General features: G+C 64.4%; 11 protein-coding genes. 8 read left to right on the top strand and 3 right to left on the bottom strand.

Going from position 1 to position 13,319, the window contains the following annotated elements:
* The first annotated feature begins 6 nt into the window (after positions 1–6).
* The 7 genes from recR (at position 7) to FJ527_RS01925 (ending at position 7,804) form a co-directional block, all read left to right on the top strand.
* On the top strand, positions 7–612 hold the full coding sequence (gene recR, locus FJ527_RS01960; RefSeq protein WP_015314042.1) for a recombination mediator RecR: 606 nt from the start codon (positions 7–9) through the stop codon (positions 610–612).
* Between the two features lie 188 nt (positions 613–800).
* On the top strand, positions 801–2,078 hold the full coding sequence (locus FJ527_RS01950) for a lytic murein transglycosylase (RefSeq protein WP_140821416.1): 1,278 nt from the start codon (positions 801–803) through the stop codon (positions 2,076–2,078).
* A gap of 260 nt (positions 2,079–2,338) precedes the next feature.
* Positions 2,339–3,982, top strand: a complete 1,644-nt coding sequence (locus FJ527_RS01945) for an ABC transporter substrate-binding protein (RefSeq protein WP_140614797.1) — start codon at positions 2,339–2,341, stop codon at positions 3,980–3,982.
* Positions 3,983–4,001: 19 nt separating this feature from the next.
* Positions 4,002–5,063, top strand: coding sequence for an ABC transporter permease (locus FJ527_RS01940; protein ID WP_140821414.1), 1,062 nt, complete (start codon positions 4,002–4,004; stop codon positions 5,061–5,063).
* A gap of 196 nt (positions 5,064–5,259) precedes the next feature.
* Positions 5,260–6,186, top strand: coding sequence for a nickel transporter permease (gene nikC / locus FJ527_RS01935; protein WP_015314038.1), 927 nt, complete (start codon positions 5,260–5,262; stop codon positions 6,184–6,186).
* Positions 6,183–7,046, top strand: a complete 864-nt coding sequence (locus FJ527_RS01930; RefSeq protein WP_140821412.1) for an ABC transporter ATP-binding protein — start codon at positions 6,183–6,185, stop codon at positions 7,044–7,046. Before nikC ends, FJ527_RS01930 begins: the two co-directional genes overlap by 4 nt.
* Complete coding sequence (locus FJ527_RS01925) at positions 7,043–7,804, top strand: ABC transporter ATP-binding protein (RefSeq protein ID WP_140821410.1); 762 nt, start codon at positions 7,043–7,045, stop codon at positions 7,802–7,804. The genes FJ527_RS01930 and FJ527_RS01925 overlap by 4 nt, the downstream gene beginning before the upstream one ends.
* A gap of 40 nt (positions 7,805–7,844) precedes the next feature.
* On the opposite strand, the gene FJ527_RS01920 is transcribed toward FJ527_RS01925, so the two are convergent.
* The 3 genes from FJ527_RS01920 to FJ527_RS01910 are packed head-to-tail and all read right to left on the bottom strand — an operon-like array spanning position 7,845 to position 12,981.
* The gene (locus tag FJ527_RS01920; protein ID WP_140821408.1) at positions 7,845–10,934 is read right to left on the bottom strand and encodes an efflux RND transporter permease subunit; all 3,090 of its coding nucleotides are present in this window, start codon (positions 10,932–10,934) and stop codon (positions 7,845–7,847) included.
* Complete coding sequence (locus FJ527_RS01915; RefSeq protein WP_140821406.1) at positions 10,931–12,001, bottom strand: efflux RND transporter periplasmic adaptor subunit; 1,071 nt, start codon at positions 11,999–12,001, stop codon at positions 10,931–10,933. Before FJ527_RS01915 ends, FJ527_RS01920 begins: the two co-directional genes overlap by 4 nt.
* On the bottom strand, positions 11,998–12,981 hold the full coding sequence (locus FJ527_RS01910; protein WP_246677669.1) for an efflux RND transporter periplasmic adaptor subunit: 984 nt from the start codon (positions 12,979–12,981) through the stop codon (positions 11,998–12,000). The genes FJ527_RS01915 and FJ527_RS01910 overlap by 4 nt, the downstream gene beginning before the upstream one ends.
* Here FJ527_RS01910 and FJ527_RS29535 point away from each other — a divergent pair.
* Complete coding sequence (locus tag FJ527_RS29535; protein ID WP_224585246.1) at positions 12,980–13,303, top strand: hypothetical protein; 324 nt, start codon at positions 12,980–12,982, stop codon at positions 13,301–13,303. The genes FJ527_RS01910 and FJ527_RS29535 overlap by 2 nt on opposite strands.
* Positions 13,304–13,319: the final 16 nt, after the last annotated feature.

Below are 13,319 nucleotides of genomic sequence, written 5' to 3'. Positions count from 1 at the left end.
AGAGCGATGTCCAAGCGAATCGCCGGTCCCGAGATCGAACGCCTGATCCAGCTCCTGGCCAAGGTGCCGGGGCTTGGCCCCCGTTCGGCCAGGCGCGCCGCGCTGCACCTGATCAAGAAGAAGGAACAGCTGCTTTCGCCGCTGGCCGCCGCCATGGGCGAGGCCGCCGACAAGGTGCGCATCTGCTCGACCTGCGGCAATGTCGACACCTCGGACCCCTGCATGATCTGCACGGACCCACGCCGCGATGCCGCCACCCTGATCATCGTCGAGGACGTCTCTGATCTCTGGGCGCTGGAGCGGGCGGCGGCGATGAACGTGCGCTACCATGTGCTCGGCGGCACGCTGTCGCCGCTCGACGGCATCGGCCCGGACCAGCTCAACATCCGCTCGCTGATCGATCGCGTCGCCGGCGGCGAAATCAAGGAAATCATCCTCGCCGTCAACGCGACGGTCGAGGGCCAGACCACCGCGCACTACCTCACCGATCAGCTCTCGGGTTTCGAGGTCAAGATAACGCGGCTGGCGCACGGCGTGCCGGTCGGCGGTGAGCTCGACTATCTCGACGAAGGCACGCTGGCCGCGGCACTGCGGTCCAGGACGGCGTTTTAACGTTATTGGTGGGGAAGGTGCATTCTATGGCCGTCATTCACCTGTCTGTGCCAGGCACCCCCCTCTGTCCTGCCGGACATCTCCCCCGCAAGGGGGGAGATTGGCAGCTTCGGCGTCGGCGAACTCCTTTCAACGTTGGTGATTGGCGAAAGCCGAGCCGACAGCCGATCTCCCCCCTTGCGGGGGAGATGTCCGGCAGGACAGAGGGGGGTGCGACGGAACGCGACTTTCGCAAATTCAGCCTTGCATTTTTTCTGGCTGCTCTAGTGGGGATGGTCCTCACCGTCCCCACCCACGCCGCCCCCATTGACGACCAGTTCCGCGCCTGGCTGCAAAACGACCTCTGGCCGGAAGCCAAAACCAAAGGCATTTCCAAAAACACCTTCGACGCCGCCTTCGACGGCGTGAAGCCCAATCTCAAGCTGCCGGACCTTGTCATGCCCGGCGAGAAACCCAAAACCCCGCAGAAGCAGCACCAGGCCGAGTTCGGCTTGCCGGGGGCCTATTTCGCCGAGAAGACCATCCGCGCCGTCACATCGGGCGGGCGGACGCGCGAGGCGGCCAATGCAAGGACGCTCGCGGCGATCGAGAAGCGCTATGGCGTGCCGGGCGAAATCCTTCTGGCGATCTGGGGCCGCGAAACCGGCTTCGGCGCGGCGAAGATGCCCTACGACGCCTTCGAGGTGCTGGGCACCAAGGCATTCATGTCGACGAAAAAGGATTTCTTCCGCACAGAACTGCTGGCGGCGCTGGAAATCGTCGAGCGTGGGCTGGCGCCGGTCGGCGCGATGAAATCGTCCTGGGCCGGCGCGCTCGGCCAGCCGCAATTCATGCCAACCTCGTTGCTCAAGCATGCCGTCGATTTCGACGGCGACGGCCGCGTCGACATCTGGAATTCGACGCCCGATGTGCTGGCCTCGATCGCGAATTATCTTGTCCACTACGGCTGGGTGAGGGGACGCAGCTGGGGTTTCGAGGTGATGGTGCCCCAGAGCGTCTCCTGTTCGCTGGAGGGCCCGGACCAAGGGAAAAAGATTGCACAATGGGCTGCCATGGGCGTCGAGCGCGTCGGCGGCAAGGCGTTCCCGGCAAGCGAGCTGAAGGCGGAAGGTTTCCTGCTGATGCCGGCCGGGCGCAGCGGTCCGGCCTTCATCGCGACCCCCAATTTCTACGTGCTGAAGGAATACAACACCAGCGACCTCTATGCGCTGTTCATCGGCCATGGCGCCGACCGCATCGCCCATGGCGATCAGAATTTTACCGGTGGCTGGGGTCCGGTCGGCGATCTCCACCGCTCCGATATCGCCGCCCTGCAGCGTGCCTTGGAAGCCAAGGGCTACGATGTCGGCAGCGCCGACGGCCTGCCTGGCTTCAAGACCCGCCGCTCGATCGGTAGATGGCAGGAAAAGAATGGCCAGGCCGCCACCTGTTTTCCCGATGCCGGCCTCGTCGCGGCGCTGAAATAGCTCCGAATTTAGCAGATTTTTTCTCGATCGGTGCCTCGATTGGCTGATGTATGCGTCGACACGCCCGCCCGCCATTCTGGTCCAATGAACCGTCGCATAAATGCTCGTTGCCCACCGCTGGGCCGCCGGATATGCTGTTGACCAACTGGACAAAAACCACGACGTTAGTGGGGCAGAGGCTCTCGTCGAGCCTTGAAAGAACACCGTAACCCTGAGCCGGGAACTCAGGTCAACCAACAACAAAACAGGGAACAATCATCATGATGATGGAAAAGCTTGCTCTACGATCCCGTATCCTGCTTGCGGGCGCCGCCATGTCGGCGCTGCTTCTGGCCGGAGCGCCGGCTGGCGCGGTCACCCCCGCCGATACGCTTGTCGAAGGTTTTGCCATCGACGACATCATCTCGATGGATCCGGGCGAGGCGTTCGAGCTGTCGACCGCCGAAGTCACCGGCAACACCTATGATCTTCTTGTCCGCCTCGACCTCAGCGACACTTCCAAGGTCAAGCCCGATCTCGCCGAAAGCTGGACCGTCTCCGACGATGGTCTGACCTATACGTTCAAGCTCAAGCCGGGCCTGAAATTCGCCTCCGGCAACCCGATCACCGCCGCCGATGTCGCCTGGTCGTTCGAGCGCGCCGTCAAGCTGGACAAGAGCCCGGCCTTCATCATCGATCAGTTCGGCATCAGCGGCGACAACGTCACCGAGAAGGCCAAGGCGGTCGACGACACAACCTTCCAGTTCACCGTCGACAAGGCCTATGCGCCAAGTTTCGTGCTGAACTGCCTGTCGGCCACCGTCGCTTCCATCGTCGACGCCAAGCTGGTCAAGGAACATGTCGCGGCGGTGACGCCGAGCGCCGACTACAAATGGGACAACGACTTCGGCAACGCCTGGCTGAAGACGGGCTACGCCGGCTCGGGCGTCTACAAGCTACGTGAATGGCGTGCCAACGAGGCGGTCGTCATGGAGCGCAACGACAATTATTACGGCGAAAAGGCCAAGCTCGCCCGCGTCATCTACCGCAACATGAAGGAAAGCTCGGCGCAGCGCCTGGCGCTCGAAGCCGGCGACATCGACGTTGCCCGCAACCTCGAGCCGAACGACCTCGACGCCATCGCCAAGAATGCCGACCTCACCACCACTAGCGCGCCGAAAGGCACCGTCTACTACATCAGCCTCAACCAGAAGAACCCGAACCTCGCCAAGCCCGAGGTCCGCCAGGCCTTCAAATACCTGGTCGACTATGATGCCTTGAGCACGACCATCCTCAAGGGCATCGGCGAGATCCACCAGACCTTCCTGCCCAAGGGCGTTCTGGGCGAACTGGACGAGAACCCGTTCAAGCTCGATGTCGCCAAGGCCAAGGAGCTGCTGGCCAAGGCCGGCCTGCCCGACGGCTTCAGCGTCACCATGGACGTGCGCACCGGCCAGCCGACCACCGGCATGGCGGAATCCATCCAGCAGACGCTCGGCCAGGCCGGCATCAAGCTGGAGATCATCCCCGGCGACGGCAAGCAGACGCTGACCAAATACCGTGCCCGCAACCACGACATCTATATCGGCCAGTGGGGCCAGGACTATTTCGATCCGAACTCCAATGCCCAGACCTTTGCCTCGAACCCGGACAATTCGGATGCTGGCAAGTCGAAGACGCTGGCATGGCGCAATGCCTGGGACATTCCGGACCTGACCAAGCAGACGGAAGCAGCCCTGCTCGAGAAGGATTCTGGCAAGCGCGCCGACATGTACAAGGATCTCGAAAAGAAGATCCTCGACACCAGCCCCTTCGTCGTCATCCACCAGCAGCTGGAAGTCGCCGGTCTGCGCAAGAACCTCAAGGGCTTCGCGCTTGGTCCGAGCTTCGACACCAACTTCGTCGGGCCGGTCTCCAAGGAATAGCGTTCGCGGACACGCCCGCATGAGCGCGATTGAAAACGAGGGCGGGCGCGGCAGCGCCCGCGCCGTAGCCCTTGCATCTTCGCTTGGCCGATTCCTGGTCATTGCGGTGACGACCTATCTTGGTCTTCTCGCGGTCACCTTCTTCATTGGCCGTGTCATCCCGATCGACCCGGTGCTGGCCGTTCTCGGCGACCGGGCACCCGCCAATGTCGTGGAGCGCACGCGCCGCGAGATGGGTCTCGACCTGCCGCTGATCGAGCAGTTCTACATCTATGTGAAACATGCGCTGAGCGGCGATTTCGGCACCTCGGTGCTGACCACCAACCCTGTCATGACCGATATCCGCCGCGCCCTTCCGGCAACCACGGAACTGGCGACATTGGGGACACTGATCGGCGCGTTGTTCGGTGTGCCGCTCGGGGTGCTGGCCGCGGTCAAACGCGGCAGCTTCGTCGACCAGGTCGTGCGCATCATCGGCCTGATCGGCTATTCCGTACCTATCTTCTGGCTGGGTCTGCTGGCCCTGGTGCTGTTCTACGCGAAGCTGCAATGGGTGGCCTTCCCTGCACGGCTCGACGTCGTCTACGAATACACGTTCACGCCGATCACCGGTTTCTACCTGCTCGACTCCGCGATGCAGGGACAGTGGGACGTCTTTTACGACGCCTTCCGTCACATCATCCTGCCGGCCTCGCTGCTCGGCTATTTCTCGCTGGCCTATATCAGCCGCATGACGCGCTCGTTCATGCTCAACGAACTCGCCCAGGAATATGTCGTCGCCGCGCGCGCCAAGGGCCTGTCGGAAACCCGCATCATCTGGGGCCACGCGCTGCGCAATGCCGCCGTGCCGATGGTGACCGTGATCGCGTTGTCCTATGCCGGGCTGCTCGAGGGCTCGGTGCTGACCGAGACCGTCTTCTCCTGGCCGGGCATCGGCCTCTACATCACCAACTCGCTGCAGAACGCCGACATGAACGCCGTTCTCGGCGGTACCATCGTCATCGGCTCGGTGTTCATCGCCATCAATCTTCTGTCCGACCTGCTCTACCGTGTGCTCGACCCGAGGACGAAGACAGGATGAGTAGAGGTATTGCACTTTCCGGCTTGGCTGCCGCTAATCACCCCCACTCCGGCCCTTCGGGCCACCTCTCCCCCTGCCCGGGGGAGAGGAAAACGCGGTCGCAGGCTTGGCGCCTTTCCTCTCCCCCGTCGAACGGGGGAGAGGTGGTCTGCGAAGCAGACCGGAGTGGGGGTCGACAGCTTAAAGAGGCATCGTCATGACCGCCTCCGACGCCCGCACCTTCTCCCGTCGCGAATGGTTGCTGTCGGAGCGGCCGGCATCGCGCTTGCAGGCAAGGCTCGGCCGCGCCTATGTCGCGTGGCGGCGCTTTTCCGCCAACCGGCTGGCCTTTGTCGGCCTGCTGATCATCATCGCGCTGCTGCTCGTCGCCGTCCTTGCCGGTATGCTGGCGCCGTATTCGCCGACGTTCGGTGACCTGAAGAACGCGCGGCTGCTGGCGCCGAGTGCGCAGCACTGGTTCGGCACCGACGACCTCGGCCGCGACATCTATTCGCGCATCCTCTACGGCTCCCGCTGGACGCTTTATGTCGTCGTCCTGGTCGCCATCATCGCCGCTCCCATCGGTCTCCTGGTCGGCACCGTCGCCGGCTATGCCGGCGGCTGGACCGATGCCATACTGATGCGCATCACCGACATCTTCCTTGCCTTCCCCAAGCTGGTGCTGGCGCTGGCCTTCGTCGCCGCCCTTGGCCCCGGCATCGAGAACGCCGTGCTGGCGATCGCCATCACCTCCTGGCCGCCCTATGCGCGCATCGCCCGCGCCGAGACGCTCACCGTGCGCAACTCGGACTACATCAAGGCCGTGCAATTGATGGGCGCCTCGCCTTTCCGCATCGTGCTGCGCCACATCATGCCATTGTGCATCTCCTCGCTGATCGTCCGTGTGACGCTCGACATGGCTGGCATCATCCTGACGGCCGCGGGCCTCGGCTTCCTCGGCCTTGGCGCGCAGCCGCCGCTGCCGGAATGGGGCACCATGATCGCTTCGGGTCGCCGCTTCATCCTCGACCAATGGTGGGTGGCTGGTGCGCCGGGCTTCGCCATCCTTATCGTCAGCCTCGGCTTCAACCTGCTTGGCGACGGCCTGCGCGACGCACTCGATCCCCGCAGCGGTGACCAATGAGTGGCCCCCCTGACCAGCAGCGATCCAAGAGCACGCTCCTCGACGTCGAGGGTCTGCGCGTCACCTTTCCGACCCGCACCGGCATGATCGAGGCGGTGCGCGGCGTTTCCTTTTCGCTTGGCCGCGAACGCCTAGGCATCGTCGGCGAGTCCGGTTCCGGCAAGTCGCAGACGGGCCGCGCCATCATGGGCCTGACACCGCCGCAGGCCCGGATATCGGCCAATAAATTGACTTTCGACGGCATCGACCTGCTCGGCATCTCGCCACGCCAACGCCGGGCGCTGCGGGGCAACCGCATCGCCATGATCCTGCAGGACCCGAAATATTCGCTCGATCCGGTGATGAGCATCGGCCGCCAGATCGTCGAGACGCTGCGCACCCACGAAAAGGTCGGCAAGGCCGAGGCGCGCGAGCGCGCGCTGGCCATGCTCGAGGCGGTGCAGATCCGCGATCCCAAACGCGTCTTCGACCTGCATCCGCACGAAGTGTCGGGCGGCATGGGCCAGCGCGCCATGATCGCCATGATGCTGATCGCCGGACCGGAAATGATGATCGCCGACGAGCCGACCTCGGCGCTCGACGTCACGGTGCAACTCGACGTGCTCGGCATCCTCGACAGGCTGGTCGCGGAGCGCGGCATGGGGCTGATCTTCATTTCGCACGATCTGCGCCTGGTCTCGTCCTTCTGCGACCGCGTCATCGTCATGTATGCCGGCAAGGTCGTCGAGCAGCTCAAGGCGTCGGAATTGAGTCAGGCCCAGCATCCCTACACGCGGGGGCTGCTCAACTGCATGCCAAAAATCGGCGCCGACCGTCACCCGCTGCCGGTGCTCGACCGCAAGCCGGAGTGGGCGGCATGACTTCTGCGATTGCCGTCGACAGGCTGGAGGTGATCTTCGACCGCTTCCGCGCGCTGAAGGGCGTCAGCCTCGACGTGCAGCAGGGCGAATCCTTCGGCCTGGTCGGCGAATCCGGCTCGGGCAAATCGACATTGCTGCGGGCCATAGCCGGCCTCGCGCCGGTCGCCTCGGGCAGCATCACAGTCAATGGCAAGGCGCTCGGCGCGCGCCGCGACAAGGCCTTTTACCGCGAAGTGCAGATGGTCTTTCAGGATCCTTACGGCTCGCTGCACCCGCGCCAGACCGTCGACCGCCTGCTGCAGGAGCCGCTCGCCATCCATGGTTTTGCCGATGGCGAAAAGCGGATCGAACGCGCGCTCGACGAGGTCGGCCTCGGCAACGGCTTTCGTTTCCGTTACGCGCACCAGCTTTCCGGCGGTCAGCGCCAGCGCGTGGCGATCGCGCGCGCGCTTATCCTCGAGCCCTCGATCCTGCTGCTCGACGAGCCGACCTCGGCCCTCGACGCCTCGGTGCAGGCGGAAGTCCTCAACCTGCTGGAGGAAGTCCGCCGGCGGCGCAAGCTGACCTTCCTGATGGTCAGCCACGACCTCGCAATCATCACCCATATGTGCGAGCGGCTGATGGTGATGCAGGGCGGCGAGGCGGTGGAGAATCTGGTGGCCAACGATCTCGTCGAGCGCCGTGTGACGAAGGATTATACGCGCAACCTGTTGCGGGCCAGCGACGGGTTTGTGAGGACGGCTCCGAAGCAGATCTGACGATAGTTCTCCGCGTCACGCCAGGGAGCTCGACCTCGCCTTAAGTTTCCGCAACAGCGGCGAGGTCTACTTCGCCGCCCTGTTCCCGCTTCGGCTCCTTGATCCTGAACCACGTCACATAAAGCGCCGGCAGGAACAAGAGCGTGATCGCGGTACCCGCTATGATGCCGCCCATCATCGCATACGCCATCGGCCCCCAGAACACTTCGCGCGCGATCGGGATCAGCGCCAGGCTGGCCGCGGCCGCCGTCAGCGCGATCGGCCGCATGCGGTGCTCCGTTGCCTCGATGACCGCGGCCCAGCGATCCCTGCCCTCGGCGACAAGGTCCTCGATCTGCACGATCAGGATGACCGAGTTGCGGATCAGGATGCCGATCAGCGCCAAGACGCCGAGAATGGCGACGAAGCCGAGCGGCGCTCCGCTCGGCACCAGGGCCGCGACCACGCCGATCAGCCCGAGTGGCGCCACCGCCACCACCAGGAACAGGCGCTGGAAGCTCTGCAACTGCACCATCAGGATGGTCGCCATGACGAACAGCATCAGCGGCACCACGGCCGCGATCGGCCCCTGGCTCTTGGCGCTTTCCTCGACGGAGCCGGCGGTCTCGACCGAATAGCCGGCCGGCAGCTTGGCGATAAAGGCGTCGACCGACGGTTTCAACTCGTTGACGACGGTCGCCGGCAGCACGTCGCCGACCAAGCCGGCGCGCACGGTGATGGTCGGGATGCGGTCGCGTCGCCACACGGTGGGCTGCTCCAGATCGTAGCGAAAATTGGCCACCGCGGCGAGTGGGATCGCCTCGCCATTTCCGGTCGGCAATTGGATGTTTTGCAGCGTCTCGATCGAGCCGCGTTCGGCCTCGCGCGAGCGAGCCACGACGTTGATCAGGTACGTCGCGTCACGCACCTGCGTGATCGTCGCGCCGCCCACCGTGCTGTTCAGTGTGCTGGCGATGTCGGACGAGGTGATGCCGAGTTGGCGCGCCTTGTCCTGCAGCACGTCGACCCTCAGCACACGCTGCGGTTCGTTCCAGTCGAAAGTCGGCGCCGCGAGTTTCGGATTGACCGAGATCACGCCGGCGAATTGCTGCGCCAGTTCTCGCACCGTCTGGATGTCGGGGCCGCCGACGCGGTACTGCACAGGCCGCCCGACCGGCGGTCCGAGTTCAAGCGGCTTGACGAAAGCGTCGGTGCCGACAAACTCCGCGCGCAGCAGCTTCTCCAGCGCCGGCTTCACCCGGTTGCGCGCCTCGATGCTCTTGGTGACGATCACCGTCTGGCCGAAATAGGGATTGGCCGGCTGCACGTCATAGGCCAGCACGAAGCGCACGGCGCCCTGACCGATATAGGACGAAAAATGATCGATGTCGGGATTGCCAACCAGCGCCCGCTGTTCGAAGCGCTCCATCTGGTCGCGCGTCTCGGTAATCGAGGAGTTCTGTGGCAGGTTCCAATCGACGATCAGCTCCGGCCGGTCGGAAGGTGGGAAGAACTGCTGCTGCACCAGGCCGAAGCCGGCGATCGAGGCGGCGAACAGAAGCACGGTCACGATGATCGTCAGCCAGTGATGGCGCACCGAGCCGACAAGGACGCGCCGGAACAGCGACGTGAAGCGCCCTGGCTGGTCATGATGCTTGGTCTTCATCGTCGCCGGCAGGATGGTCACGCCGAGCAGCGGCGCGAACAGCACCGCCACGATCCATGACACCAGCAGCGACACCGCGATGACGACGAACAAGGTGAAGGTATATTCGCCGGCAGCACTCGAGTTGAGCCCGATCGGGATGAAGCCCGCGACCGTCACCAGCGTGCCGGTCAGCATCGGGAAGGCGGTCGAGGTGTAGACATGGGTCGCCGCCTTGCGCAGGCTGTCGCCGACCTCCAGCCGCGCCACCATCATTTCGACCGCGATCATCGCGTCGTCGACCAGCAGCCCGAGCGCGATGATCAGAGCGCCGAGCGAAATGCGCTGCAGCGATATCCCCAGATACTCCATGACCGTGAAGGTGATGGCCAGCACCAGCGGGATCGACAGCGCCACCACGAAGCCGGCGCGCATGCCAAGGCTGATGAACGAGACGGCAAGCACGATCGCCACCGCCTCGAACAGCGCACGCGTGAACCCTGAGACCGCCTCCTCGACGATGACGGGCTGGTCGGCTACCAGATGCACGCCGACGCCGACCGGCAGGTCGGCCAGCACCTTGTTCATCTCCTCATGCAGCGCCTCGCCGAATTTGAGCAGATTGGCGTTGGGCTTCATGCCGATGGCAAGCCCGATCGCGTTCTGGCCGTTGAAGCGGAACAAGGCCGTCGGCGGGTCGGCATAACCGCGCGTGATCGTCGCCACGTCGCTCAGCCGGAAGAACCGATCGTTGACGCGCAGGTTGATGGCGCGCAGGCTCTCCTCGGAGGTGAACTGGCCGCCGACGCGCACGCTGATGCGCTCCGGCCCGGACTGGATGACGCCGGACGGGGTGATCGCATTCTGGGCCTGCAGGCTGGCGACGATTTGCTGCTGGTTGAGGCCAAGCGCCGCTATCTGGCGGGTCGAGAATTCGAGATAGATGGCCTCGTCCTGCGCACCGACCAGATCGACCTTGCCGGCATTGGGCACGGTCAGGATCTTGGTCCTGACATCCTCCACATAGTCGCGCAACTGGCGTGGCGTCAGCCCGTCTGATGTGAAGGCATAGATGTTGCCGTAGACATCGCCGAAGCGGTCGTTGAAGAACGGTCCCTGCACGCCTTGCGGAAACTGCGCCTTGATGTCGTTGACCATGTTGCGCACCTGAAGCCAGTTCGGCACGACGTCGCGTGCCTTGGTGGTGTCCTTCAGGTTGACGAAGATGACGGTCTGGCCGGCGGTGGTGACGGATCTGGTGAAGTCGAGGCTGTCGAGTTCCTCGAGCTTTTTCTCGATACGATCGGTCACCTGCTGCACCGTCTCCTTGACCGAGGCACCCGGCCAGTTAGCCTGGATGATCATGGTCTTGATGGTGAAGTTGGGATCTTCCTCGCGGCCGAGATTGAGATAGGAAAATACGCCGGCCACCACGAAGACCAGCATGAAATACCAGACCAGCGAGCGGTGGTTGAGCGCCCAGTCGGAGAGGTTGAAGCCCTTCATGAGGCCCCTCCCGCGGGCACTTTGACCTTCTGGCCGTCGACGAGGCTGTGAACGCCGGCGGTGACGACGCGCATGCCGGCCTCGAGCCCGTCCGCCACGGTGAAGGTGCCTCCAGACTTCGAAGCGACCTTGATATCGCGCGCGCTCACGCTCGATGTCTTTGGATCGACGATCCACACTTTTTCAGAACCGTTTTTTTCGAGCAGCGCCGAGATGGGCAGTTCGATCGTTGGTACGACCTTGGTCATCCGGGTCGCGGTTACCGTCGAACCGAGCCTGAAGGCTTGCGGCGGATTGGTGAGCGTCAGCTTGACGCGCCGGGTGCGGGTCGAGCCCTCGGACTGGGGCGCGATCTCGCGCAGCTTGGCCTCTGTCTGGATTGTCGGCAGCGACTGCAAGATGACCTGGAAGGGCGTGCCGGCCGAGAGATCGCTGGTCAACTGGTCGGGAATATCGACGACCGCTTCACGCGGGTCCGAGCGTGCCACGGTGACGACCGTCTGGCCCGGCGAGACGGTTTGGCCGACCTCCGCTCCGACGGCGGTGACGACGCCGTCGAAATCCGAGAACAGCCTGGCGTAGCCGAGCTGCTCCTGGGACTTGGCCAGCGAAGCCTTGGCCCGCTCGACGCTGGCTTCCGCAGCCTTGCGTGCCTGCTGCGCGGCATCGAAGACAGACTGCGACGTATTGGCCGAGGTGAGCAACTGGCGCTGGCGCTCCTCGCTGGCGGCGGCATTGGCGAACTGCGCCTGCGCATTGGAGAGTTCGGCCCTGGCCGCCTGGACGGCCAGCTCCAGCGCGGTCGGATCGAGAGCCGCGATGGTCGTGCCCTTGCTGACGGTGTCGCCGACCTTGACGTCGCGCGAGACGACGCGACCGAGCAGTCGGAAGGCAAGATCGGCACTGACCTGCGGTTCAACCGAGCCGGCGAAACCGAAGATCTGGGTGGTGCGCGGCTCGACCACGACCGACAGCACCGGCCGGACGATCTCCGGCGGTTTTTCCTCCGATTTCGAACAGGCTGCAAGCGTGCCAAGCGCGGCAAGGCCAAGCAGGAGCCGCTTCATTGCGCCGCTCCCGATATTTCGACTGTCTGGCCGGGGTTGAGCAGTTGCCCGCCTGACGTAACGACGCTCTGGCCCTCGCTCAGTCCCTTGGCAATGACGACGGTACCCGAATCGAACGCCAGCACCTCGACCGGCGTCGTCGCGACTGCCTTGGTCGCGGGATCGACGATCCAGACCGCCGGCTTGCCGGCGCTGGATGTCAGGGCCTGCCAGGGCAACAGGATCGCCTTCGCCGGTTTGGCGCCGACTGAGCCGATGACGGCCGCCCCAAGCGGCATGCCGGCGGGCGTCTCGGGAATGGCGACCTTGACCCTTATCGAGCCCGAAGCCGGGTCGACCGCCGGCGAGATCTCGCGCACCTTGCCCGTTGCTCTGACCTGCGGATCGGATAACAGCGTGATCGTCACCGCCGGCGAGGCCGGCGTCCTGGCGACCAGCGTCTCCTGCACGTTGAACACGGCGTCGCGGTCACCGTCCTCGGCAACGGTGAAGACGGTCTGCGCCGCCTGCACCACCTGGCCGGCTTCGACCTGGCGGGCGGTGATCACGCCGGCGGCACCGGCCTTGAGTTCGGTGAAAGACAGGTTCTGCCGGGCGTTGGCGAGCGCGCTCTGCGTGGCATCGACGCTGCCTTGCGCCACCTTCAGTGCCTGATCGGCCGCGTCATAATCGCGCCTGGTGGTGAAGCCCTGGGCAAGCAGCGTCTTTTGCCGCTCGAAAGTGGCCGCGGCCTGGGTCAGTTGCGCCTGCGCGGCATCGAGATCGGCCTGCGCCGATCGCAGATCGGATTCCTGCTCCTGCGGATCGATGCGGGCAAGCACTGTCCCCTGATCGACATGCTGGCCGACATCGACAAGCCGCTCGGCGACGCGTCCGCCAACCCGGAACGAAAGATTGTTCAGCGTGCGCGCCGCGATCACCCCGGTCAGGGAGGTTCTCGGCGCATAGTCGGCCATCGCCACCGTTTCGGTGCGTACCATGACCGGCAGCTTCTTTTCCGCCGCCGCCTGCTTTTGGCAACCGGCGAGCAGCGCCAGGGCCGTGCAGGCGAGAATTGAAGCGGCTGGAAAAGACAAAAGGCTAGGAGTTTTGGCGGATGGCGGCGAGACGGACGATGTCACGTTCCTGCTCATGGCTCCCCTCGGCCGCGCGCCGGTCGCTGATCGCGGTCCCTCGCGGATAGTCAGGAGGATAGTCGATCCCGGAAAAAAGGAAACCGGTCTCGTAGACGTATCGCCGGACTGGTTAAGTCAGGCCCAATCGACCCTGCGATGGTGCCGGCTTGAGGAAAACCTGAAATAAGGCCAGAAGGGAACTC

The organism is Mesorhizobium sp. B2-4-18, from assembly GCF_006441385.1.
Taxonomy (GTDB): Bacteria; Pseudomonadota; Alphaproteobacteria; order Rhizobiales; family Rhizobiaceae; genus Mesorhizobium; species Mesorhizobium australicum.
The sequence above is the reverse complement of the archived record's forward strand: the minus strand, read 5'-3'. Positions and strand labels throughout refer to the sequence as shown.